At 56.8% G+C, this 22,306-nt stretch carries 18 protein-coding genes; 7 read left to right on the top strand and 11 right to left on the bottom strand.

The window, feature by feature from the left end; translation table 11 throughout:
* Positions 1-39 precede the first annotated feature (39 nt).
* Together J4D97_RS02435 and J4D97_RS02430 are read left to right on the top strand one after the other, a co-directional pair.
* Positions 40-642, top strand: coding sequence for a Uma2 family endonuclease (locus J4D97_RS02435; RefSeq protein WP_208306217.1), 603 nt, complete (start codon positions 40-42; stop codon positions 640-642).
* A 117-nt stretch (positions 643-759) separates the two neighbouring features.
* Positions 760-1,122: a hypothetical protein gene (locus tag J4D97_RS02430; protein WP_208306216.1), complete on the top strand. Its 363-nt coding sequence runs from the start codon at positions 760-762 to the stop codon at positions 1,120-1,122.
* A gap of 132 nt (positions 1,123-1,254) precedes the next feature.
* On the opposite strand, the gene J4D97_RS02425 is transcribed toward J4D97_RS02430, so the two are convergent.
* A complete protein-coding gene (locus J4D97_RS02425; protein ID WP_208306215.1) occupies positions 1,255-2,010 on the bottom strand; it encodes a DUF4197 domain-containing protein in 756 nt (251 codons plus the stop codon).
* A gap of 96 nt (positions 2,011-2,106) precedes the next feature.
* Here J4D97_RS02425 and J4D97_RS02420 point away from each other — a divergent pair, with 96 nt between their 5' ends.
* The 3 genes from J4D97_RS02420 to J4D97_RS02410 all read left to right on the top strand — a co-directional run bounded on the left by J4D97_RS02420 (position 2,107) and on the right by J4D97_RS02410 (position 5,201).
* Positions 2,107-3,363 carry a competence/damage-inducible protein A gene (locus tag J4D97_RS02420; protein WP_208306214.1) on the top strand — a complete coding sequence of 419 codons (1,257 nt, stop codon included), beginning with the start codon at positions 2,107-2,109 and terminating at the stop codon, positions 3,361-3,363.
* 116 nt (positions 3,364-3,479) lie between these two features.
* A complete protein-coding gene (locus J4D97_RS02415) occupies positions 3,480-4,916 on the top strand; it encodes a dihydrolipoamide acetyltransferase family protein (RefSeq protein WP_208306213.1) in 1,437 nt (478 codons plus the stop codon).
* Between the two features lie 75 nt (positions 4,917-4,991).
* Entirely contained in the window at positions 4,992-5,201 is a 210-nt protein-coding gene (locus tag J4D97_RS02410) for a hypothetical protein (protein ID WP_208306212.1), read from the top strand.
* Between the two features lie 146 nt (positions 5,202-5,347).
* On the opposite strand, the gene J4D97_RS02405 is transcribed toward J4D97_RS02410, so the two are convergent.
* From J4D97_RS02405 to J4D97_RS02395, 3 genes are all read right to left on the bottom strand, one after another.
* The gene (locus J4D97_RS02405) at positions 5,348-7,456 is read right to left on the bottom strand and encodes a S9 family peptidase (protein ID WP_208306211.1); all 2,109 of its coding nucleotides are present in this window, start codon (positions 7,454-7,456) and stop codon (positions 5,348-5,350) included.
* A gap of 199 nt (positions 7,457-7,655) precedes the next feature.
* Complete coding sequence (locus J4D97_RS02400) at positions 7,656-10,286, bottom strand: valine--tRNA ligase (RefSeq protein ID WP_208306210.1); 2,631 nt, start codon at positions 10,284-10,286, stop codon at positions 7,656-7,658.
* Between the two features lie 298 nt (positions 10,287-10,584).
* Positions 10,585-10,935: a 4Fe-4S dicluster domain-containing protein gene (locus tag J4D97_RS02395; protein WP_208306209.1), complete on the bottom strand. Its 351-nt coding sequence runs from the start codon at positions 10,933-10,935 to the stop codon at positions 10,585-10,587.
* Positions 10,936-11,124: 189 nt separating this feature from the next.
* Here J4D97_RS02395 and J4D97_RS02390 point away from each other — a divergent pair, with 189 nt between their 5' ends.
* Positions 11,125-12,135 (top strand): acyl-CoA reductase, encoded by a 1,011-nt coding sequence (locus tag J4D97_RS02390; RefSeq protein WP_208306208.1) that lies wholly within the window; start codon positions 11,125-11,127, stop codon positions 12,133-12,135.
* A gap of 94 nt (positions 12,136-12,229) precedes the next feature.
* The gene (locus J4D97_RS02385) at positions 12,230-12,535 is read left to right on the top strand and encodes a hypothetical protein (protein ID WP_208306207.1); all 306 of its coding nucleotides are present in this window, start codon (positions 12,230-12,232) and stop codon (positions 12,533-12,535) included.
* Between the two features lie 156 nt (positions 12,536-12,691).
* Here the strand turns inward: J4D97_RS02385 and J4D97_RS02380 are convergent, their stop codons facing one another.
* From J4D97_RS02380 to J4D97_RS02350, 7 genes are all read right to left on the bottom strand, one after another.
* The gene (locus J4D97_RS02380; RefSeq protein WP_208306206.1) at positions 12,692-13,564 is read right to left on the bottom strand and encodes a nucleoside phosphorylase; all 873 of its coding nucleotides are present in this window, start codon (positions 13,562-13,564) and stop codon (positions 12,692-12,694) included.
* 159 nt (positions 13,565-13,723) lie between these two features.
* Positions 13,724-14,677: a rhodanese-related sulfurtransferase gene (locus tag J4D97_RS02375; protein ID WP_208306205.1), complete on the bottom strand. Its 954-nt coding sequence runs from the start codon at positions 14,675-14,677 to the stop codon at positions 13,724-13,726.
* Positions 14,678-14,784: 107 nt separating this feature from the next.
* Positions 14,785-15,420: a NeuD/PglB/VioB family sugar acetyltransferase gene (locus J4D97_RS02370; protein WP_208306204.1), complete on the bottom strand. Its 636-nt coding sequence runs from the start codon at positions 15,418-15,420 to the stop codon at positions 14,785-14,787.
* A 206-nt stretch (positions 15,421-15,626) separates the two neighbouring features.
* Entirely contained in the window at positions 15,627-16,880 is a 1,254-nt protein-coding gene (locus J4D97_RS02365) for a hypothetical protein (protein WP_208306203.1), read from the bottom strand.
* On the bottom strand, positions 16,877-18,175 hold the full coding sequence (locus J4D97_RS02360) for a DUF2851 family protein (protein ID WP_208306202.1): 1,299 nt from the start codon (positions 18,173-18,175) through the stop codon (positions 16,877-16,879). Before J4D97_RS02360 ends, J4D97_RS02365 begins: the two co-directional genes overlap by 4 nt.
* A gap of 274 nt (positions 18,176-18,449) precedes the next feature.
* Positions 18,450-19,094: a LolA family protein gene (locus J4D97_RS02355; protein ID WP_185283449.1), complete on the bottom strand. Its 645-nt coding sequence runs from the start codon at positions 19,092-19,094 to the stop codon at positions 18,450-18,452.
* A gap of 114 nt (positions 19,095-19,208) precedes the next feature.
* The gene (locus tag J4D97_RS02350) at positions 19,209-22,151 is read right to left on the bottom strand and encodes an FtsK/SpoIIIE family DNA translocase (protein ID WP_208306201.1); all 2,943 of its coding nucleotides are present in this window, start codon (positions 22,149-22,151) and stop codon (positions 19,209-19,211) included.
* Positions 22,152-22,306: the final 155 nt, after the last annotated feature.

The following is a 22,306-nucleotide window of genomic DNA, read 5'->3' as shown; positions in this document are numbered from 1 at the left end:
GGCTGGTAGCGCGTATATTTGGTTATAACCTATTTAGATATGTCAGCCCAACCACAACCCTATATCACACCCGAGGAGTACTTAGCCGCTGAGCGCGCTGCCCATCGTGATATAGCTGGTAAGCACGAATACTTTCAGGGAGAAGTATATGCCATGGGCGGCGCTAGCCGGCAACATAACTTATTGGCAACCAACTTGATTGTGGGACTAGATACGCGTATTGGTGATGCCTGCAACGTGTATCCTAGCGACATGCGTGTACATGTAGCCAGCAATGATTTATACACTTACCCGAATGTAGTGGTAGTGTGTGGAGACGAAGAATTTCTACCGGACGCCTACCTGGATACCCTGTTGAATCCGGTTGTGCTGGTTGAAGTTTCTTCCCGCTCCACAGCACAATATGATCAGGAAGGCAAGTTTCTTCTATACCGCAACATTTCCAGCCTGCGGCACTATTTGCTGGTTGATAGCCAACGTGTACGCATACTCTGCATCACGCGACTGGAGGCCGATACGTGGAACTTTCGCGAGTATACTCAGCTGACTGATCAAGTAGTATTATCCGCTTTGGAAGTGGAAATTCCTGTCAGCGAAATCTACCGAAAAGTACCTTTGCCGGCTGCTAATGGCGCTTTGTAAGATTCTCTTTACCTTTCGCCCAAACTTCTAAATGCCCTCGCCGTATCTTCGCCCTTGGGCAGCGGCGCAACGAAGCTGCTTTATTTTTTTCACCTCTTTTCGCCCCTTACCACGGCTATGAGAACGTACGACGACTTCGACGACGACAACCTCGACGATGACGACGAGCTTGACAATTTTGCTAAAGCCGGCGGCAGCAAAACCCGCGGCAGTGCCGAGGATAAGCTCTCGGCCAAATACTCCGACTACCTGATGTGGCGCGACACCGGCTCCTCGCACGACGAGGCCCTGGACCTAGCCAGTATGACGGAGGAAGAATACGCCACGGCAGAGGCTGCCGATGATTCCAGTGACAGCAGCGGCTTCGGCAGCTTCGATGACGATCTGGATGATGAGGATGACCTGGATGATGACGACACCTACAGCAGCCGCAGCAGCAAGCGCGGCGGCAAAGGCCGTTACGACGATGATGATTACTAATGTGCTGATTTTTTGATGTACTGGTGTGCTGATTTTCTGCACATTTAGCACGCAACAAATACAAGAAAAGAAGGCCCGTGCTTATGCAAGCACGGGCCTTCTTTTCTTGTATTTCCATCAACAATCAGCACATCAACTCTTGCCAAATACACGCTTCAGCAGCTCCGTAGTACGGGCTACGGGGTTCTCACGGATATTGGCCTCTTCCTGCGCTACCAGTGTAAACAGGCCATCGATGGCTTTGCCGGTGGCGTACTGGTTAAGGTCAGTTTGTACGGGCGTAACCAATGGGATTCTGTTGTAGCGGGTGGTAAGGGCCGTGTAGTAGCGCGTGGCGTTCACTTTATCCAACGACTGCTGGATGATGGGCTGGAAAGCCGTAGTGAGTTGGGCGGTAGTGGTGCGCTTGAGGTACTGGGTAGCGGCGTCTTTCTGGCCAGTCAGGATACCCCACACGTCTTTGAACGTCAGACTTTTGATGGCAGCCAAGAAGATAGGTTTGGCGCTCTTGGCCGCGTCTTCGGCCCCACGGTTCAACGATAGCTCAAACTGGTCTACCTGGCTACCCAACCCAATAGTGCGCAACGTGTTGGCTACGCGCTGGGCATCGGGAGGAAAAGGAATCCGAATGAGCTTGTTAAGGTAGAAGCCGTCCGTTTGAGAAGCCTGATCGGTGCCTTTGCTGATGCCCTGGATCAGGGCTTGTTTCAACCCTTCCGCCGCCTCAGTCTGACTTACGGAGCCGGTGGTAGAAGTAGTGGTGGTCTTCTTGGTAGTAGGCAATTTGATACCGCCAATTTTGGGCAGCTGGAATATCTGGGCCGAGGCCATCGTATTCAGGCCCAACAGCAAACCAGCAAGAAGAAAGGAGGAGCGAAGATTTTTCATAACTCAAAGCAGCGTTTCACAGTTAGTGGAAGCGAATCTTTTCTTGAAAAGACACAAACCGGACCAAAAACCTTCGCCCCTCTCCCTTCCCACGCTATGCAACAGGTACCTAATGCGGAAATCATAACCATCGGCGACGAGCTGCTCTACGGCCAGGTTATCGACACGAACTCGGCCTTTATGGGGCAGGAGTTGGGCAAGCTCGGCATCCGGGTACGGCAGATTTCCAGCGTATCGGACCGGGGCGCCGAGATTGTGCAGGCCCTGGACGCCGCCCGCGAACGGGCCGACGTTATCCTACTCACGGGTGGCCTTGGCCCTACTAAGGACGACCTCACCAAGCACGTGCTCACCGAGTATTTCCGCTCGGAGCTGGTGCTGCATGAGCCTACCTTGCAACACGTAGAGGCCATCTTTGCCCGCTACAACCGGCCCATGCTGGAGGTCAACCGGCAGCAGGCCTACGTACCGCGCGTGTGCCAGGTGGTGCCTAACCCCATGGGCACGGCGCCGGGCATGTGGTTTGAGGACTGGGGCACGGTGTTCGTATCGATGCCGGGCGTGCCGTTTGAGATGAAGCGCATGATGACCGACACGGTGCTACCGCGCTTGCAAGAGCACTTTCATACGGCGCCCATTGAGCACGTAGTGGTGCAGACGGTAGGGCTGGGTGAGTCGTTCCTAGCGCAGCAGATTGCCGATTGGGAGGACGCCCTACCCCCCAACGTGAAGCTTGCCTACCTCCCCTCGCTTGGGGCCGTACGCCTACGCCTCACCGGCACCGACGACGGCCAGCCCGACCTGCGCGGCCGCATGCTAGCCCTACTCCCTGCGCTGCGCGAACAGCTGGGCACGCACATTTTTGCCGAAGGCGAAGTGAAGCTGGAAGAAGCCGTAGGCCAACTGCTGCGGGAGCGGGGGCTTACGGTTGGCACCGCCGAGAGCTGCACCGGCGGCTACATCGCCCAGCGCATCAGCAGCGTGCCGGGTAGCTCGGCCTACTTTCAGGGTAGCATCGTTGCGTATCATAATGATATTAAGATGAAAGAATTAGGTGTGAAGCCAGAAACGCTGGAAGCCTACGGCGCCGTGAGCGAGGCCACTGCCCGCGAAATGGCCGAAGGTCTCCGTCAGCACTTGGGCGTAGATGTGGCGGTAGCTGCTAGTGGCATTGCCGGCCCCGGTGGCGGCACGCCCGAAAAGCCGGTGGGCACCATCTGCATTGCGTACGCCGACGCTCATCAAACCGTTAGCCGCCAGCTTAGCTTCGACCGGGGCCGGCAACTCAACATCGAGTATACCTCCACCGCCGTTTTGAATCTGCTGCGTTTAAGCTTGCCACCGATAGTGTAAGGGCGGCTTGCTCGCTCAGCCGCTCCTTACCTATTGCGTGCAGCCTAGCTGCTTTCTGCTACCTTTGCGGCACCAATCCTCCCCCACCCTTAACTTCTCTATACCTCCCGCAACCTATGGCACGAGTGGAAATGACGATGCCCAAAATGGGCGAATCCATTATGGAAGGCACCGTTCTGAAATGGCTGAAGCAAGTAGGCGACACCATTGAGCAGGACGAATCGGTGCTGGAAGTAGCTACCGATAAGGTAGATACGGAGGTACCCGCCCTTCATGCCGGCGTGCTGCAAGAAATTTTGGTACAGGAAGGCGACGTGGTACCCGTGGGTGCGCCCATTGCTATTGTCGAAACCGATGCTGCTGGCGCTAGTGCTAGCGCTCCTGCCGCTGCGGCAGAAGCTACGCCGCAGGCTTCTGCGCCCGATACATCTGACGACGAGGAGGAAGCTGCTGCTACGGTGCCGCATGTGCCCCATGCTACGCCCCCAGCTTCTAGCGCAGTTGCGCCAGCCGCGGGCCGCTTCTACTCGCCTCTGGTGCTCAGCATCGCCCGCGAAGAAGGCATTTCTCTGGCTGACCTAGAGCAACTGCCCGGCACCGGCGCCGAGGGCCGCGTGACCAAGAAGGACATTCTGGACTACGTAGCCGACGGTAAGAAGCCGCTAGCTCAGCCGCAAGCCGCGCCGGCCCCTACCCCTGCTCCGGCATCTCAGGCAGAAACCCCTGCGGCTCCCGCAGCCCAGCCTGAGGCAAAAGCTACTGCTGCACCGAAATCCGCTGCTACCACGGAATCGAAATCCAAGCCAGAAGAGCAGAAGGCCAAACCGGCTCCATCGGTGAGCGGCAACGACGAGCTGGTGGAAATGGACCGCATGCGCAAGATGATTGCGCAGCGCATGATCGACTCGAAGCGGATTTCTCCGCACGTTACCTCCTTTGTGGAGGCCGATGTGACGGAATTGGTGAACTGGCGCAACCAGCACAAAGACGCGTATAAGAAGCGCACCGGCGAAAACCTCACGTTCACGCCGCTGTTCATTCAAGCCATTGCCCGCGCCATTCAGGACCTGCCGAACATCAACGTATCGGTGGAGGGCGACTACATCATCAAGAAGCGCGACATCAACATTGGTGTGGCCGTGGCCCTACCCTCCGGCAACCTGATTGTGCCCGTGATTCACAACGCCGACCAGCTGAACCTGAACGGCCTGAGCAAGCGCGTGAATGACCTTGCCAACCGTGCCCGCCAGAATAAACTGAAGCCCGAAGATCTGGAAGGCGGTACCTATACCGTCAGCAACGTAGGCTCGTTTGGCAACGTGATGGGTACGCCCATCATCATGCAGCCGCAAGTAGCCATTATGGCCGTGGGCGCTATCAAAAAGAAGCCGGCCGTAATTGAAACGCCACAGGGCGACCTGATTGGCATTCGACACTTCATGTTCCTGTCGCACAGCTACGACCACCGCGTGGTGGATGGTTCGCTGGGCGGTATGTTCGTGCGCAAGGTAGCCGATTACCTGGAGCAGTTCGACCCCAATACTACCATCTAGCGCCGTATCTTCGCGCACTGGTTTCGCATAAGCCCATCCAGCCGGATGGGCTTATCTTTTTGCTTATTTATCCTGATGAAAAACTACGTTTTCCTGGCTGCTTTGCTTATCGCGCTGGGCCTGATTCTCTACCTATTCCGCCAGCTCACGGCCACCGAAGAAGCCTTGAAACTGGCCGAAAAGCGCTTTGCTGACTGCGAGCAGGTGACGTTTCAACTGCAAATGCAGAACCGTGGTGTTGCGCCCCGCGGCCGGCAAGATATCACGCGAGACACGTTACAGTAAGGTAATTGTAAATAAAACAGCCGTGTCATCCTGAGCTTGCGAAGGACCTTATTACGCCAGAATGGTCATCATAGCAACGACTCGTTCTCACGTGATAAGGTCCTTCGCAAGCTCAGGATGACACGGCTGTTTTTACTCCAAACAACCTACGCCCGCATGCCCAGCACCAGCATCATAAAGGCATACTGCCGGGCCGTGTCGTGGAGGGACTTGAAGCGGCCGGAGGCGCCGCCGTGGCCGGCAGCCATGTCGGTGTGTAGGAGCAGCATGTTGTTATCCGTTTTCATCGTGCGGAGTTTGGCTACCCACTTGGCCGGCTCGAAATACTGCACCTGCGAGTCGTGCAGGCCGGTGGTAACGAGCATGTTGGGGTAGGCTTGCTTTTTCACGTTGTCGTAGGGCGAGTAGGACAGCATATAGTCATAGTACTGCTGCTCGTTAGGATTGCCCCACTGGTCGTACTCACCGGTAGTCAGGGGAATGCTTTCGTCAAGCATGGTGGTTACCACGTCCACAAACGGCACGCCAGCAATGATGCCTTTGTATAGGTCGGGGCGCATGTTTACTACGGCGCCCATTAGCAGACCGCCCGCCGAGCCGCCCATCGCAAACAGCTTCTCCGGCGAGGTGTATTTCTGCTGAATCAGATACTCCGAGCAGTCGATGAAGTCGGTGAAGCTGTTCTTTTTGTGCAGCATACGGCCGTTCTCGAACCACTCCCTACCCATTTCCTGCCCGCCCCGAATGTGGCAGAGCACGTAGGCAAAGCCCCTATCGAGCAAGCTCAGGCGGGCCGCCGAGAAACCGGGGTCCTGCGAGAAGCCATAGGAGCCATAAGCGTACTGCAACAGCGGCGCTTTGCCATCCTTTTTGAAGCCTTTTTTGTAAACGATGGAAATCGGCACCATAGCCCCGTCGCGGGCTTTCACGAATGTGCGCTCCGTCACGTAGTTCTCTTTCTTAAAGCTGCCCACTACCTCCTGCTGCTTGAGCAAAGTACTTTTGCCGGTCGCCATGTTGTAGTCGTAGGTAGAAGACGGCGTGGTGAGCGAGGTGTAGTTGTAGCGCAACACCGGCGTATCCAGCTCCGGATTTACGCCGATGGTGGCGGTATATGCCGGCTCACTGAAGGTCATGTAGTTTTTCTTTTTGTCCTTCAGACCCATAATGAGCAGCTGGCGCAGCCCTTCCTTACGCTCATTCACCACGAGATAATCCCGAAACACGTCGAACGCATCAATAAATGCGTCTTTGCGGGCCGGAATAACATCTTTCCACGCCGATTTGGCGGTGTTGCTTACGGGCGTCGCCATCAGGCGATAGTTGGGGGCCTCCCAGTTGGTGCGCACGTAGAACTGGTCGCCTAGGTGCTCCACGTCGTAGAGGTGGTCCTTTTCGCGAGGCAGGAAGGTTTTGAACTCACCAGTGGGCGTGGTAGCATCTAAATACCGTAGCTCGTTGGAGAGGGAGCTGCCGAGCGCTAGGAAGATATATTTCTTTGATTTTGAGCGACCTACCCCTAGGTTAAAAGTGTTATCCTTTTCCTCGTAAATCAGCTTATCCTGTTTGGGGTCGGTGCCGAGGGTGTGGCGGTAGAGTTGGTAGGGTAGCAGCGTGGTCACGTCTTTTTTGGCGTAGAACACGGTTTTGTTGTCGGCGGCCCACACGGCACTGCCGCTGGTGTTCGGAATGGCTTCGGGGTAGGCCTTGCCCGTTTTCAAATCCTTGAAACGCAGCGTGTAGAGGCGGCGGCTCACGGTGTCCACGCCGTAGGCCATCAGCTGATTGTTGTCGCTGACTTCGTAGCCACCCACGGCAAAATAGCTCTTACCCTGACCCATTTGGTTGGCGTTCAGCAGCACTTCTTCCGGCGCTTTCAGGTCGCCCTTCTTGCGGCAGTAGATGGGGTACTCGCCGCCTTTTTCGTAGCGGGTGTAGTAGTAATAGCCATTGTCGCGGTAGGGCACCGACTCGTCCTGCTCCTTGATGCGGCCCTTCATTTCCTGATAGAACTTCTCTTCCAGGTCCTTCACCGGCGCCATCATCTTATCGAAGTAGGCATTTTCAGCATCGAGGTAGCTGATTACCTGCGGGTTGGTGCGCTCGTTCAGCCAGTAGTAGTTGTCGGTGCGCACGTTGCTGCCCATTTTCAGCTCTTTAGGCTTCACCAAGGCCACAGGCGGGGTAGCCGCCTGCTGTGCCTGGGCTCCAGCGGCCATAGCTAAAGCGCTGAATAGGATAGTAGATTTCTTCATCGTTGTGGAAGGGGTAGGGTTTGGGAGGGAAAGATACAGCCGTGGAGCGAGGGTTGCACCGAGTTACACAGCACATACAAAAACGTCCTTTCGACCGTAGAGAGAAATCTCGCGTGCTGATGAAAGATACTATTCTTTGTCAGCACGCGAGATTTCTCTCTACGGTCGAAAGGACGTCCTATTAGTTTACTCCTACCCTTTACAGTGCCGCTAAGCTCTGCTCTAGTGCCGTAATCTTGGCTTCGGCGTCGGCTAGCTTCTGGCGCTCACGCTCTACCAGGTCTGGCTTGGCATTTTGCACAAACTTCTCGTTGGCCAGCTTTTTCTGCACTGAGTCGCGGAAGCCTTGAGCGTATTCCAATTCCTTGGTCAGGCGCTCTTTCTCGGCACCGAGGTCAATCTGGCCTTCCAGCGGAATAAAGAACTCCGAGCCACCCGAAACGAAGCCTACCGCCGCGGCGGGTGCAACGTCTACCACATTGATTTCAGTTAGCGCCCCCAGCTTGCGTAGGATGCCATCGTAGTCTTGTAACAGCTGCACGTCGTCGGTTTTGGCGGCCAAAGTCAGCGGCTTGTTGGGGCCGAGGCCTTTCTGATTGCGGATGTTGCGGATACCGGCCACCACGTCCAGCGCCTGGCTCATGCGGGCCAGCAGCTCGGCGCCACCAGCTACCGGCTGCGGCTTGGGCCAAGCGGCCACGCAGAGGTAGTCCTTGTCGGTGCGCTCGGCCAGTTCGTGCCAAATTTCCTCCGTGATGAAGGGCATGAACGGGTGTAGCAGCTTCAGCAGCGTTTCGAGATAGGCGGTGGTATGGCGCAGGGTTTCGGCGTCGATGGGGGCCTGGTAGGCGGGCTTCACCATTTCCAGGTACACCGAGCAGAAGTCATCCCACACCAGCTTATACACCGTCATCAGCGCATCCGACATCCGAAACTTCTCGAAATGCTCGTCCAGCTCGGCCAGCGTGGTTTGCAGCTTCGCCCCGAACCACTCCACGGCCTTTTGGTTGGCGAAGGGTAGGGCGGCGTCTACCTCCCAGCCTTGGATGAGGCGGAAGGCGTTCCAGAGCTTGTTGGTGAAGTTGCGTCCCTGTTCTACCAGCTTGATATCGAACAGCAAGTCGTTGCCGGCCGGCGAGGAAAACAGCATGCCGGTGCGCACGCCGTCGGCGCCGTATTGGGCAATGAGGTCGAGCGGATCGGGCGAGTTGCCGAGCTGCTTGCTCATCTTCCTACCCTGGTCGTCGCGCACGATGCCAGTGAGGTACACGTTGCGGAAAGGCACTTCCTTGCGGTACTCCAGCCCGGCCATAATCATGCGGGCCACCCAGAAAAACAGGATTTCGGGAGCCGTTACGAGGTCGTCGGTGGGGTAGAAATAGTTGATATCGGCGTTGTCGGGGTCCTTGAAGCCATCGAATACCGAAATCGGCCACAGCCACGATGAGAACCACGTATCGAGCACGTCTTCATCCTGGCGCAAGTCGCTGGCTTGCAGGTTCTGGTTGCCGCTTTGCTCGCGAGCGAGCTTCAAGGCTTCCTGCGCGTCCAGGGCTACCACAAACGAGCCATCGGGCAGGTAGTAGGCCGGAATGCGCTGCCCCCACCACAGCTGCCGCGAAATGCACCAATCGCGCACGTTCTCCATCCACGAGCGGTACATGTTCTTGAACTTGGGCGGGTGCAGCTTGATTTCGTCGTTTTCAACTACTTCCAGAGCCTTTTTCGCCATGTGGTCCATCTTGCAGAACCATTGCAGCGACAGGCGCGGCTCAATAACAGCCCCGGTGCGCTCCGAAGTTTGCAGCACGCTGGCGTACTCTTCTACCTTGTCGAGCAGGCCGGCTTCCTCCAGGTCCTTCACCACGTTGCGACGCGCTGCAAAGCGGTCCTGGCCCACATATAGCACCGCTTTTTCGTTGAGCGTGCCGTCGTTGTTTAGAATGTCTATAACGGGTAGGTTGTGCTTCAATCCCAGCTCGTAGTCGTTCAAATCGTGCGCAGGCGTCACCTTCAGCGCGCCCGTTCCGAAGTCGATGCTTACGTACTCGTCGCCAATCACCGGAATTTCGCGGCCCAGCAACGGAATCCGAACCCGCTGCCCAATCAGGTGCGTGTAGCGCGGGTCATTCGGATTCACTGCTACGGCTACGTCGGCCATGATGGTTTCCGGGCGCGAAGTAGCTACCGTCAGCGCCTGCCCTTCGGCCCCTACTACCTCGTACTTCAGATGGTACATCTTCGCCATCGTATCCTTCGGAATCACTTCCTCATCAGATAGCGCGGTGCCGCCTTTGGGGTCCCAGTTCACCATGCGCACGCCGCGGTAAATCTGGCCTTTGCGGTATAGGTCCACAAATACGCGCAGTACGGCCTCGGTCAGTTCGGGCTCCATGGTGAAACGCGTGCGGTCCCAGTCGCAGCTGGCGCCCAGCTTCTTGAGCTGCTCCAGAATGATGCCGCCGTACTTTTCCTTCCAGTCCCAGGCGTGAGTCAGAAACTCCTCGCGGGTCAGGTCTTTCTTGCTGATACCTTTTTCCTGCAACAGCGCCACTACCTTGGCCTCGGTGGCAATGCTGGCGTGGTCGGTGCCGGGCACCCAGCACGCTTCCTTGCCCTGCATGCGCGCCCGGCGCACCAGCACATCCTGAATGGTATTGTTGAGCATGTGACCCATGTGCAGCACGCCCGTTACGTTGGGCGGCGGAATCACCACGGAGTAGGCGGGCTTGCGCGGGTTGGGCTTGGCGTGGAAAAAGCCTTTTTCCTGCCAGCGCTGGTACCATTTGGCTTCAACGTCGGCGGGAGAGTAGGTTTTGGCGATAGACATCGACGGGAGAATCTAGTTGAAAGAGCAAAAATAGGGATTTAGTAGGGTCTGGGGTAGTGGGTTGACATGGGACTGGGTAGGGCCTGTCATCCTGAGCTTGCGAAGGACCTTCTCACGCAAGAACGACAGGCGCAACAACGACTCGCCTTCACATTCATCGTGCTAGCGTGAGAATGTCCTTCGCAAGCTCAGGATGACAGCTATTTTCCAGTTCCCCAGTTCTACTAACCCAATCCCCTACCCCACAAAAAAGCCTACCCCTTGGCAGAGGCAGGCTTCTGAGGGAGAAGAAAGTAGCTTACGCCTCGGCGTGCAGCCACTCTTTCTTTTTCAGTAGCTCCGGCTCCGATTCGCGGTAGTCGGGGTCGTCTACGCAGCAGTCTACGGGGCACACGGCGGCGCACTGGGGCTCCTCGTGGAAGCCAACGCACTCGGTGCATTTATCGGACACGATGTAGTAATACTCGTCGGAAATCGGGGTTTGCGGGGATACACCCGACACCACGGTACCGCCGTCCATTTCCACTTCTTTCAGGGCCGTGCCGTCGGCCCAGCGCCATTGGGCACCGCCTTCGTAAATGGCATTATTGGGGCATTCCGGTTCGCAGGCACCACAATTGATGCACTCGTCGGTTATCATGATGGACATAGCCGTCTGTATTTTTATGCTGAAGTAACGTCGTTGCTTACGTAAAAAGCGCCGCAAACGTAACGCGGGTCGACAAAAATAGAAACTAACTCGCAGTGCGCGTAATTTTAAGCGTTGAATGTTGACCTGAGACAGGTTTTTACAGCCTTGCTTCACTCAAACTTCAGCCTTCCACCCCATCTTTCCTCTATGAATCATTCTGACCGCCTGGCGGCCTTTGTGGCCCTGGGCCAGCGTTTGCAGAACCTATCCGAAGACGAACTAGCCAACCTCGGTGCCCGCGCCCGCAACCAGAACAACTGGTTTACGCCGACCAACGTGGCGTATGCCATCAAAGGCATTGCCGAGCTACTGGCTGAGGAACCGATCCGGCAGTGGGCCGGCCGCTACCCCGCCGAGCCAGAGCAGCCCCGCCAGATTGGCGTGGTCATGGCCGGCAACATTCCGCTGGTAGGCTTTCACGATCTGCTGTGCGTGCTGCTCAGTGGCCACATTTTACTGGCCAAGCCTAGCTCCGACGACACCGTGCTCATGACCTGGATTGCCGGCGAGCTAGTAGACATCGAGCCGCGTTTTGAAGCAGCTATCCGCTTTGCGCCGCGCTTGAATGCCGCCGATGCCTTTATCGCCACCGGCTCTGACAATACCGGGCGCTATTTCGAATACTACTTCGGCAAGAAGCCCAACCTGATCCGGCGCAACCGCACCAGCCTGGCTATCCTCACGGGCCGCGAGTCGGACCACGACCTAGGGTTGCTGGGCGAGGATATTTTCCGGTACTATGGCCTGGGCTGCCGCAACGTGAGCAAACTGTACGTGCCGGTGGGCTACTCCTTCCCTACCCTACTCGATGCGCTGCAACCCTGGCACCACATTCTCGACCATCACAAATACCAAAACAACTACGACTACAACAAAAGCATTCTGCTGGTGAACGGCGTGCCGCACTACGACAATGGTTTCCTGCTGCTGACGGAAAGCCCGCAGCTGGTGTCGCCTATCTCGGTGGTGCACTACGAAGGCTACCAGCACGAGGTAGACTTGGTGGAGCGCCTGACTACTGTGGCCGCTCAAACGCAGTGCCTGGTGTCGGCCGGGGGGCAGTATCCGGGCAGCTTTGCTTTTGGGCGGGCGCAGCACCCGCAGGTGTGGGACTACGCCGACGGCATCGACACCATGAAGTTTTTAGCGCAGTTTTAATGGAAGTATAATGCCGTTTTAATACGCTTCAAATCACTACAAGCGTTCTTTACTTACTTTCTTACCCTACTCTACCCATTTAGCTTTTCAACCTATGCCCTTCACACCTTCGACAGACACAGCCGAAATCATTGAGAAAGAAGCTATTCCAAGTCTGCACTTTCCTACCGAAGATGTTCTCAAAGATCCGATCGACCGGCAACGCCGCCAGCACGATGCCGACCGCGCCATGGCTCTCGGCAACAACTATCAGGGTAAAGTCGACATCTATTTCCGTACTTCCGACTACATCACCCGCCGCGTGCACACCAGCATCTGGGCTTGCCATGACAACAGCCTCACGCTGAAAGCTGGCGTGTCCCTACCCTTGCAGGCTGTGCTAGGGTTTGATTTCTACTAAGCGAAACCCATAAAGCGTGTCATCCTGAGCGCAGCGAAGGACCTTCTCACGCGTGAACGAGTCGTTGAGACGCCTATCGTTCACGCGTGAGAAGGTCCTTCACTGCGCTCAGGATGACACGCTTTGTTTAAAACTTCTAAATGAACAACTCGTCAACTACACTCGGTCCAGCGTTTTCACGATCAAATCATTGATGACGTTTTCCGAGTCGGTAGCAAACTCGCCGGTGGCCCGGTTGGCTACGATGGCGTTTAGCGATACTACCTCGTGGCCGAGCATACGGCCCAGGGCATAATAGCCAGCCGTTTCCATCTCGAAGTTGGTAAGACGCAACTCCCCTTCGGCGCTTTGGTGACGGAAATTCTGGAACTGCTGGATCAAGTCGGGTTGGCGCAGATCGAGGCGCAGCACGCGGCCCTGGGGCCCGTAGAAACCGGGGCAGGTGAGCGTATTGCCTACCACCATACCTTTCCCGAGCTGCTCGCGCAATAGATCGGAGCCACGCACGCAGTAGGGCCGGTAGGGCAGCTGCAAGGCTTGCTGAATACCGGTAGCGACTTCCACTTCCAGGCCTGTTTCCACCAAGGGGTAGAACTGCATCAGCGAATCTAAGCCTACGGCGTGCTCCGTGACGAGGTGCGAGCCCACCGGAATATCGGCCTGCAAGGCGCCACTGGTGCCAATGCGCACAATGCGCAGCTGAATCCGCTCGTCGTGTGGGCAGGCCTCCCGCGCCATGAAGTCAATGTTGACCAGCGCATCCAGCTCGTTGAGCAGAATATCGATATTATCGGTGCCCATGCCGGTTGAAATCACCGTGAGACGCTTGCCTTTGTAGTAGCCTACGTGGGTCACAAACTCGCGCTTCTGAATCTTTGTCTCAATGGAATCGAAGTGCTGGCTGACCATCGGCACCCGTTCCGGGTCGCCCACCGTGATGATGGTTTCGGAGATATGATCGGGTAGCAGGTTGAGGTGGTAGATGCTGCCGTCTTTGTTCAGGATCAGCTCCGATTCAGGAATAGGCATGAGAAAGGTGTTTTAGGTGGGAGAAAGCGAATATAGAAAAAGTGTCATCCTGAGCAGCGCGAAGGACCTTCTCACGCCAGAACGAATCGTTGTTATGATAGTCGCTCTAGCGTGAGAAGGTCCTTCGCGCTGCTCAGGATGATAAACTATTTATAATGCCTACTTAGCAGGTGCCCTATACGATAACAAGCCCTGCTCAGGATTATAATTGTTGCTGTTTTTGGGGTAGGTACCCGTGCCATCGTAGGGGCGCTTGTCGGGGTGCTGCTGGCAGGTAGGCGAGCAGGCGCCTTCCAGCTGCTCGGCGCAGGTTTCGCAAAGGGGCAGGTGGTCGTTGCAGTGCGGGTTGGCGCAGTTTACCATGCGCGCCGAGGGCGTATGGCAGTGGTGGCAAGTGGAAATAATCGTCGGGTTGACGCTGTTCACATCCACGGCCACACGGCCGTCGAAGACGTAGCATTTGCCGTCAAAATCCTCACCGCCGGCTTCGAGGCCATATTTAATAATACCACCGTGCAGCTGGTACACGTTCTCGAAGCCCTGCTCCAGCAGAAAGGCGCTAGCTTTTTCGCACTTGATGCCGCCAGTGCAGTAGGTCAGGATTTTCTTGTCCTTATACTGCGCCAGCTCTTCTACCTTGCCCGGAAACTCGCGGAAGTTCTCGATATCAAGCGTAACGGCGTTTTTGAAGCGGCCCAGCTCGTGCTCGTAGTCGGAGCGCACGTCCAGCACCACTACGTCTTCCTGGTCCTTCATATCCTTGAACTCCTGGGGCGAGAGGTGGATGCCGGTGCGCTCGTAGGGCTTGATGTCGGGTAGGCCCACGTGCACGATTTCGGGTTTCACGCGCACGTGCAGTTTCTGGAATGTGTGGGCATCAGCGGGTTCTATTTTGAACTCCAACGCCGCGAAGCGCGGATCAGCTTTCACCACGCGCATGTATTCTTCGCAGTCAACCCGCCGGCCCGACACTGTGCCATTAAGGCCTTCTGGGGCCACAATAATGCGGCCGCGCAAGTGCAGGCGCAGGCACAAGCGGTGGTGCTCCTCCCGAAATACGTCTACGTCGTCAATGGGCGCGTAGCAGTAATACAACAGAACGAGGTAATCCATTTTTCAATCGAAAATTAAGAATTGAAAATTAAATAGCTGATTCACTGAATACTCGAACAGAACTTATTCAATTCAACAGATCAGTTTCTGCTTTGTAGCAGCTGTTCTTAACCGACTTTCGCGGCGGGATTACCGAATACGGTTTGGTTAGCGGGTACGTCGGCCACTACCACCGAGCCAGCCCCTACCCTGGCTTTCTTGCCAATCTTGACACCTGCCACCACAATGGCCCCCGAGCCGATAAAGGCTTGGTCGCCTACTACCACGCCGGTGTTCAAGATGGCGCCGGAGCCGATTTGGGAGTATTCCCCTACCTCAACTTTGGTCTCCACTACAGCGTTGGCTCCAATGATGCAGCCGTCGCCTACCTTGGCGGTGCTGGCTACTACGGCATTGGCGCCTACCAGAATGCCGTGGCCCAGCCAAGCGTGTTCCGCCACGCTGGCACGGGCATGAATGGCATTAACGGGCGCTACCTCGTACTCGTCGTGCAGCATGCCTGTGAGGCTGCGGCGGCTGGCCGCGTCCTCCGTAGCGACAAACACCTCACACTTCTTGCCAAGCAGTTTCAACAGGTCTTTGTTATCGGTGTTGCCCATCACAGGCACGTCGTTTACTTCGGTATTTTGCAGTTGGGCGTCGTCGTCGAGCAGGCAGTAGACCACCACGTCGTTGCTCAGAAAGGAGTCTAGGGCAGCGGTGCCCACGCTCTGTGCGCCCAGAATGATTACAGGATTTTCCATAAAATGAGAACAGCCCACGCGGGGCCGGAGTTTGCAGCGAAACCACAAAGATAGGTTGAATGGGGAAGTTGTGAAGCGTTTGTCATCCTGAGCGTATGAAGGTCTGCCAGTTGCATGAGTCGTTGTTACACTTGTTCTCGCGTGATAAGATTCTTCCGCACTGGCTTGCTGCGTCACATGCTCAGGATGACAAACGCTCCACTACTTCACCATTTTAATACTCTCCGCACGTAGTCGTTTTGCAACAGCAGTAGCAGCAGAAACGGCAGCAGCACTGTCCGGTAGCGGTTAAGGGTGCCCAGGTTAGGGGTAGTCAACCCCAACAGAATGGCCAGGCCCAGGCAGTACACTACCAGCACCAGCACCAGCGCGAAGGGTAGGCGCCCTCCCCTACCTCGTGCTACGGCAGCCATTGCCGTGAGCAGCAGCGCCAGTAGCACGAGGTTTTCCAGACTCACCGTTAGGTAGTTCCAACGCAGGCTTTCCCAAGGCCACGGGCGCACCACAGTATTCAGGGCAGCGGCTGGGGCATTGGTGACTACGCTCTGCCAGGTAGGCGCCAGGTGCTCATACTCGATGTGCGGCTTGTGGCGCGACTGCTCCAACATGCTGTAGTAATTGCGCAGTAGTTGGCTACTAAATCTATTGAAGCGAAAGATGGAGTTTACTTCGCTCAGCACAAAGCCACCGCCTACTAACAGGAGCACTACTAGTGTTACCTGCATCCCGCGCCGCCGCACGCCTAGCCGCTCCCCTACCCTGATAACTGCCAGCCCCAGCAATGCCACGAACAGCAGCACCGCGAAGAAATACCGCATCTTGAATGCCACTACCACCAGCACCACCGCCCCTACTACCGACCACGCGCGCACGGGCCGCCCTCCATAAAGCCAACCCAGTACCAGCGCCGTCAGCCATGCCAGCGTACCTACTAATACGCTCTCCTTCGTCAGCCCCGAGGTCCAGTACAACACGCTGGGCCACAGCAGAAAGGAAATAGGCACAGACAATATCGGCGTATCGGGGAATAGAGGCGGCAGCTTCCGCACCAGTTGCCAACACCCCACAAAGCAGAACACCGACAGATACATCGCATTCAGCCACACGCTACCCAGCGAAGCCAGGTTCAGCGCTGACAGTATCTTAATGAGAAAGAACGTGTTGGAGTATCCGTGGTAGATCAGCTGCCGGTCCGGCGCGTGAAACTCATCGCCCAGCAGCGTACCTACCCAGGCCGTGGGTGCAGTCCAGAGTTGGTCGGTGAGGGCAATGCCCCAGTACTGAAAATAGCGGGCGTCCTCGGTCAGCAACACAACGGTTGCCAGCGTGATGACCAGCTTCAGCGTCAGTACGGGTAGCAGCAGCCACCCTACCCCCGCTGCCTGTTGCTGCTGGCGCACCCAGCGCCACAGCAGCCATACTAGGCCAGTATTTAGTCCAACAGCCAGTAGTATCCTCAACGTAGCATAGGTTTGGGTTGTAGAATGCGGTTGCCAATGGCGCAGCGCAGGCACTGGCGTGGCTGGCAGTAGCCGTGGTGCAACGCCAGCAGGCCCTGCGAGTCGGCGGCAGTGCGGTGCTGGAAGCCCAGCAGATCGTAGGCGTCCGTAATGGCATTGCGCTCGGCGGGCAGTTGCGTGAGTAGCGTTACGGCCTGCTCCACTAGCTCCGGCTGGCCGACGTGGCGGGCATAGGCTACGCGCAAGGGCACTACCACGTTAGTTATCAGCAGATGGGCACTGCTCCTACCCAGTTGATGCGGCACCTTGCCCGGCCTGCCCGGCCGGGTATGGCCGCGCCAGTACTCCGATACTGGCGCGGCGAAAAACTGTTCCAGCGTCAGCACGTCCTGAGCCGTCAGTAGGGCATCGAACAGGGCGGGACGGGCGTGCAGCACGGCTGCCAACTGGGCCAGCCGCACCGGTGGAAAGTTGGCCGGACGCAGCCGCAGAAAATTCCAGTCGTGCGGGGCAAGAGCCGCAGCTTTCAGTTGGTATTTATGAGCCAGGAACTCGTATTCAGCCCGCAAATCGGCTACAAACAGGTCGTGGCGGTTTTCGTCGTTTTCGGTTAAAAAACCAGCTTGCCCAAACAGCAGGGCTTCCAGCTGGCGTCGGTCGTGGCGGTGGCGGCGCAATACGGGTAGCGGCAGGGCTTTGGCCAGACGCTGCAAGGGGTCGGTGTTTTTCTTGAAGCCAAAGGCTGCTAGCAGGGCATGGTAGGTGGTGGCCTCCCAGTCGCCGCCGAGATGCTGATGCAGGGTTTCGAGGGTAGCGGCTTTCTGCTCCACGCGTTCCAGTAAGGTCCGCTCAGCCATCATCACCCGCGCAATGACGGGCACTTGCTCCAGCAACGGCGCGCAGGGTAGGACGGGCGTATCGGTAAGCAGTTGTTGGTAGCGACCTAGTAGCTCCGGTGCCAGACGGCCTTCCAGCACCAGCGCGGGCACTTCGGAGCCGTTGGTACGGCGCACAGGCTCATCGGCATGCAACACTACGTGCAGAATTACCTGGTCGTACTTGGGGTCGTGCTGGTGCTGGTGGCGGTGCCAATCGGAAGCACGCAGGTGGATTTCTACAGCGCCGTTCCACTCCACCTCGCCCAGATGTAAGCGGGCACTCAGAAAATCGGGGCCGGCATCGTGGTTGTGCAAGCCGGGCTTGAGGATGGTAATGGCTTCGCCGCTGGTAGTGCGCAGGTTGGTTTTATCGAAATATTGCTGTTGCCAGACGTAGTGGAGGAAATCTTCTTTCATAGCAAGTATAAAAGCACATGGATAACTAATCAAGATCTATTTTCTTCTGTCATCCTGAGCATTCCGCGCATCAAGCGGCGACGAAGGATCTGCTCACGCGTGAACGAGTCGTTGTTAAGAATGTCGTTCTGCGGGCATAAGGTCCTTCGCAAGCTCAGGATAACAGACGATTTTTAGGCTTACAACCAAAACTTGTACGTGTCTCCCCACAAAGCAAAAACCGGCCCGCCTCCTTTCGGAAGCGGGCCGGCCAAAACGGCAGCGTGGCTGTCAATTAACGCAGATCTACCACTTTCACGCCTTTGTACTTCGATTTGTCGAAGTTGAAAGTGGTGGCGTCTACCGGCGGGTTGGGCTGGAACTGCTTGATGGTGTAGGTGTAGCGGTTGCCGTTCTTTTTGAACATCTGCCAGCTTTTCACCGATTTATCGGCCTTGGCTACCTTGATACGCACTTTATATACGGCATTGGAGCGGTCTTCCGGCGATAAGTCGATGATGTCGATAGCCTGGCCACCTTCCTTGGCTTCCTGTACGTAAGTGTACTTGTAGCCTTTCTTGTATAGAGTAAATATCTGAGAAGGAGACACTTCCTGATCATCGGGCTCGTAATCCGAAATGTTCACCTCGTTTTCCGACTTCAGGTAGGTCCACATCGTCTGACCGTTGTTGATGACCTCCTGGCCGTTCACTTTCAACCGGAATTTGGGGCCACTCACGATAATGTCGCCGCTGATATTTTCCTTCACCTTGGCCTTATCGTTTTCCAGAGTTTGGGTGAAGTTGGCCCGGAACGCCTTCATCGCCTGATACTTGGCGCTCATTTGATCAAGGATTTTACCGGCTTTGGGGTCCTGCTGTGCACTGGCAGCTTGCATAAACGAAGCAGACAAAGCGAGCAGAGCGAGAAATTTTTTCATTGCAGAAATTGGTGTAGCGAGCTTAGATGGTAGAGCGAATTACTCTGCGAAGGTTTAAACGGAGAAAACTAAAAGTAGAACAACGTTATGCTCTTATTTTCTCTCGGCTAAGTTCTATTTCTGCATAGTATTCAACAACTGTTCCAAACTGTACTCATCAGGGATGAGGACTTCGCGGGCTTTGCTACCCTCGAAAGGCCCCACAATGCCGGCATGCTCCAGTTGGTCGATGAGGCGGCCGGCGCGGTTGTAGCCCAGCTTTAGCTTGCGCTGAATGAGCGAAGTGCTACCCTGCTGGTGGGTCACAATCACGCGGGCAGCTTCCTCAAACATCGAGTCGCGGTCGGCGGGGTCAAAGTCCTCACCGCCGTTGCCACCGCCGTCTTCGCCCGCTACCTCCGGCAGCTGGTAGGCGTCGGGGTAGCCCTGCTGCTCGCCCACAAAGTCGCAGAGGCGGTCTACCTCGGGCGTGTCGATGAAGGCGCACTGTACCCGAATGATATCGGACCCCTGCGAAATCAGCATGTCGCCCTGGCCCACGAGCTGGTCGGCGCCGCCCGCATCCAGGATGGTGCGCGAGTCGATTTTAGAGGTCACCTTGAAGCTGATGCGGCAAGGGAAGTTGGCCTTGATGATACCCGTAATTACGTTTACCGAGGGACGCTGGGTGGCCACAATCAGGTGAATACCGATGGCGCGGGCCAGTTGGGCGAGGCGAGCAATAGGCGTCTCTACCTCTTTACCGGCCGTCATCATCAGGTCGGCCAGCTCATCAATCACCAACACCACGAAGGGCAGGTAGCGGTGGCCTTTTTTGGGATTGAGGCGGCGCTCCACAAACTTGCGGTTGTACTCCTTCAGGTTGCGGCAGCCGGCGTCTTTCAGCAAATCGTAGCGCCGGTCCATCTCCATGCACAGAGAGTTGAGCGTGTTTACCACCTTTTTGGTGTCAGTGATGATGGCTTCCTCGGTATCGGGCAGCTTAGCTAGGAAGTGGCGTTCAATCTTGTTGAAGATACTGAGTTCCACCTTCTTGGGGTCGACCAGCACAAACTTCAGTTCCGAGGGGTGACGCTTGTAGAGCAGCGAAGCCAGTATCACGTTCAGCCCCACCGACTTACCTTGACCGGTAGCACCAGCCATCAGCAAGTGGGGCATCTTGGCCAGATCGACCACAAACACCTCGTTAGTAATGGTGCGGCCAAAGGAAATCGGCAGGTCCATTTCGGTGTTGATGAACTTGTCGGTGGCAAACACCGAGCGGATGCTCACCATCTCTTTTTTGGTATTCGGCACCTCAATACCAATGGTGCCTTTACCCGGAATTGGCGCGATAATACGGATACCTAACGCGGCCAGGCTCAAGGCAATATCATCTTCCAGGCTCTTGATTTTGGAGATGCGCACGCCCGCATCCGGCACAATCTCATAGAGCGTGACGGTAGGTCCAATGGTGGCCTTGATACTGGCGATGTTGATGCCGTAGTGCCCCAGCGTTTCCACGATGCGGTCTTTGTTGGCCTCCAACTCCTCCTTGGTTACCTGGGCTTTGGGGGCACCGTAGTCGTTGAGCAGCTCCAGGGTAGGGTACTGGTAGCGGGGCAGGTCGAGGGTAGGGTCGTAGTTGACGGCGGGCATGGCCTCGGCGTCCTCGTCTTCCTCGGCAATAACGGCCATATCGGCACCAGCCGAAGGATCGAGCTCACCGGTTTTATCCTCGATTTCGAAGGGCGCTTCGGGCTTGGCAGGCTCTACGGTCAGTGGCAGTGCCGAGGCCGTGGCAGCTGGCAGCGGCGCATCAGCGTCGGCGAGGTCAGCCAGGGAAAGTGGGGTTGGCACCCGCGATGCGGGTGTGGCAGTAGGCGCTACCTCCGGCTCGGCGGTGGGCATTTCGAAGGAGAAGCTGGGGCCGCTGGCGGCCGCTTTGGCCGCTACGGCACCCGCGCCAGCCACGGTAGCCGCCGCTCCTGCGGAGGCAGCAACGGTCGGCGCCGCAACGGCTGCTGGGGCTACGCTCAGGGCCACGGCACCACCGGCCACGGCACCTGTATGTACCACTTCCGGCTCGGCGGGAGCGGGGGTAGCAGCCACTGGGCGACGGTCGTGCAGAGTGATGTTCAACGCCTCATCGTCGTCGTCATCTTCTGGTTCCAGGGCGTCGTCTTGCTCCAGCTCTTCCTCAGTAGTTGACGAGAAACGCGGGGCATTACCGGCCCGATTGGCCGCAGCGGCCGGTGTAGCCATAGCGACAGGAACGGCCTCCTCCCCTACCCCCCGGCCTAGACCCAGAGTAGTCACATTGAAAAAGAATACTACGAAGGAAATCAGCAGGAAGGCCAGCAGTAGCACCGTGCCCCAGCCAATGAGGCTGCTCAGCCACAGGGCTGCCTCGTAGCCTACCCCCCCGCTCAGGAAATCGAGGCGATGCGCTAGGTTGGGGTCCGCTTCGGGGTCCTGCATGCTGATCACCACGTAGCCCATTAACACGCTCAGCCACAGCATCGTAAACAGGCACAGCGCCAGCACGTAGCTCACCGACACATCGGCTCGGCGGAACACAATTTTGTAGCCCAAGAAAAACACCACCGGAATAACGGCAAAGGCCGCCACGCCGAAGCCCTTGTAAATCAGGAGTTGTGCTGCCCAGGCTCCTACCAGCCCCAGCAGATTGCTGGACTCCTGCCCGGCTTCTTTCACCGGCGTATTGGCCAGGTTCTCCACCACGCTCTGATCGGCGTGCCCCGTAAACAGGAACGACACGAAGGCAATGGTGAGGTAGATGGAGCTGAGCAGGAAGAAAAAGCCTAGGAACAGTTGAAAGCGCCGGTCGCGCAGGAAGCCCAGCACCCCGCCCAGACGTACCGTGGGGAAGCGCATGGGCGGACGAGCGGCGCGGGGCGCGGCCTTAGGTTTTTCCTTGTTGCGCGGCTCGCGGCGGGGTTGCTCGCGGGCGGGTGCTACCTCGTCGGCTACTGGAGCCAAAGCCCGCGCCGGGCGCTGCTCATTGGCGCGGGAAGCCGGAGCAGTATTCGTTTGCTTGTATGTATTCTTTGCCATTCGGATGCTCACTAAAAAGCCAAATCTAGCAATTTTGAGGGGGAAACGGGGGTACCAAAACCGTAAAACGGTGAAGCAGTGAAGATACTATTTCCACTGCTCGATTTGTTTGCATATTCTTTCTGTCTTCGCCGCACTCCCTCGGCTCGACCGAG

The sequence above is a fragment of the Hymenobacter defluvii genome, assembly GCF_017589435.1.
Classification (GTDB): Bacteria; Bacteroidota; Bacteroidia; order Cytophagales; family Hymenobacteraceae; genus Hymenobacter; species Hymenobacter profundi.
The sequence above is the reverse complement of the archived record's forward strand: the minus strand, read 5'-3'. Positions and strand labels throughout refer to the sequence as shown.

What these genes read in the sequence shown, in the direction of transcription:
- J4D97_RS02435 (WP_208306217.1), top strand. Translation starts at nt 40, where the DNA reads ATGTCAGCCCAACCACAACCCTATATCACACCCGAGGAGTACTTAGCC.
- J4D97_RS02430 (WP_208306216.1), top strand. Translation starts at nt 760, where the DNA reads ATGAGAACGTACGACGACTTCGACGACGACAACCTCGACGATGACGAC.
- J4D97_RS02425 (WP_208306215.1), bottom strand. Translation starts at nt 2,010, where the DNA reads ATGAAAAATCTTCGCTCCTCCTTTCTTCTTGCTGGTTTGCTGTTGGGC.
- J4D97_RS02420 (WP_208306214.1), top strand. Translation starts at nt 2,107, where the DNA reads ATGCAACAGGTACCTAATGCGGAAATCATAACCATCGGCGACGAGCTG.
- J4D97_RS02415 (WP_208306213.1), top strand. Translation starts at nt 3,480, where the DNA reads ATGGCACGAGTGGAAATGACGATGCCCAAAATGGGCGAATCCATTATG.
- J4D97_RS02410 (WP_208306212.1), top strand. Translation starts at nt 4,992, where the DNA reads ATGAAAAACTACGTTTTCCTGGCTGCTTTGCTTATCGCGCTGGGCCTG.
- J4D97_RS02405 (WP_208306211.1), bottom strand. Translation starts at nt 7,456, where the DNA reads ATGAAGAAATCTACTATCCTATTCAGCGCTTTAGCTATGGCCGCTGGA.
- J4D97_RS02400 (WP_208306210.1), bottom strand. Translation starts at nt 10,286, where the DNA reads ATGTCTATCGCCAAAACCTACTCTCCCGCCGACGTTGAAGCCAAATGG.
- J4D97_RS02395 (WP_208306209.1), bottom strand. Translation starts at nt 10,935, where the DNA reads ATGTCCATCATGATAACCGACGAGTGCATCAATTGTGGTGCCTGCGAA.
- J4D97_RS02390 (WP_208306208.1), top strand. Translation starts at nt 11,125, where the DNA reads ATGAATCATTCTGACCGCCTGGCGGCCTTTGTGGCCCTGGGCCAGCGT.
- J4D97_RS02385 (WP_208306207.1), top strand. Translation starts at nt 12,230, where the DNA reads ATGCCCTTCACACCTTCGACAGACACAGCCGAAATCATTGAGAAAGAA.
- J4D97_RS02380 (WP_208306206.1), bottom strand. Translation starts at nt 13,564, where the DNA reads ATGCCTATTCCTGAATCGGAGCTGATCCTGAACAAAGACGGCAGCATC.
- J4D97_RS02375 (WP_208306205.1), bottom strand. Translation starts at nt 14,677, where the DNA reads ATGGATTACCTCGTTCTGTTGTATTACTGCTACGCGCCCATTGACGAC.
- J4D97_RS02370 (WP_208306204.1), bottom strand. Translation starts at nt 15,420, where the DNA reads ATGGAAAATCCTGTAATCATTCTGGGCGCACAGAGCGTGGGCACCGCT.
- J4D97_RS02360 (WP_208306202.1), bottom strand. Translation starts at nt 18,175, where the DNA reads ATGAAAGAAGATTTCCTCCACTACGTCTGGCAACAGCAATATTTCGAT.
- J4D97_RS02355 (WP_185283449.1), bottom strand. Translation starts at nt 19,094, where the DNA reads ATGAAAAAATTTCTCGCTCTGCTCGCTTTGTCTGCTTCGTTTATGCAA.
- J4D97_RS02350 (WP_208306201.1), bottom strand. Translation starts at nt 22,151, where the DNA reads ATGGCAAAGAATACATACAAGCAAACGAATACTGCTCCGGCTTCCCGC.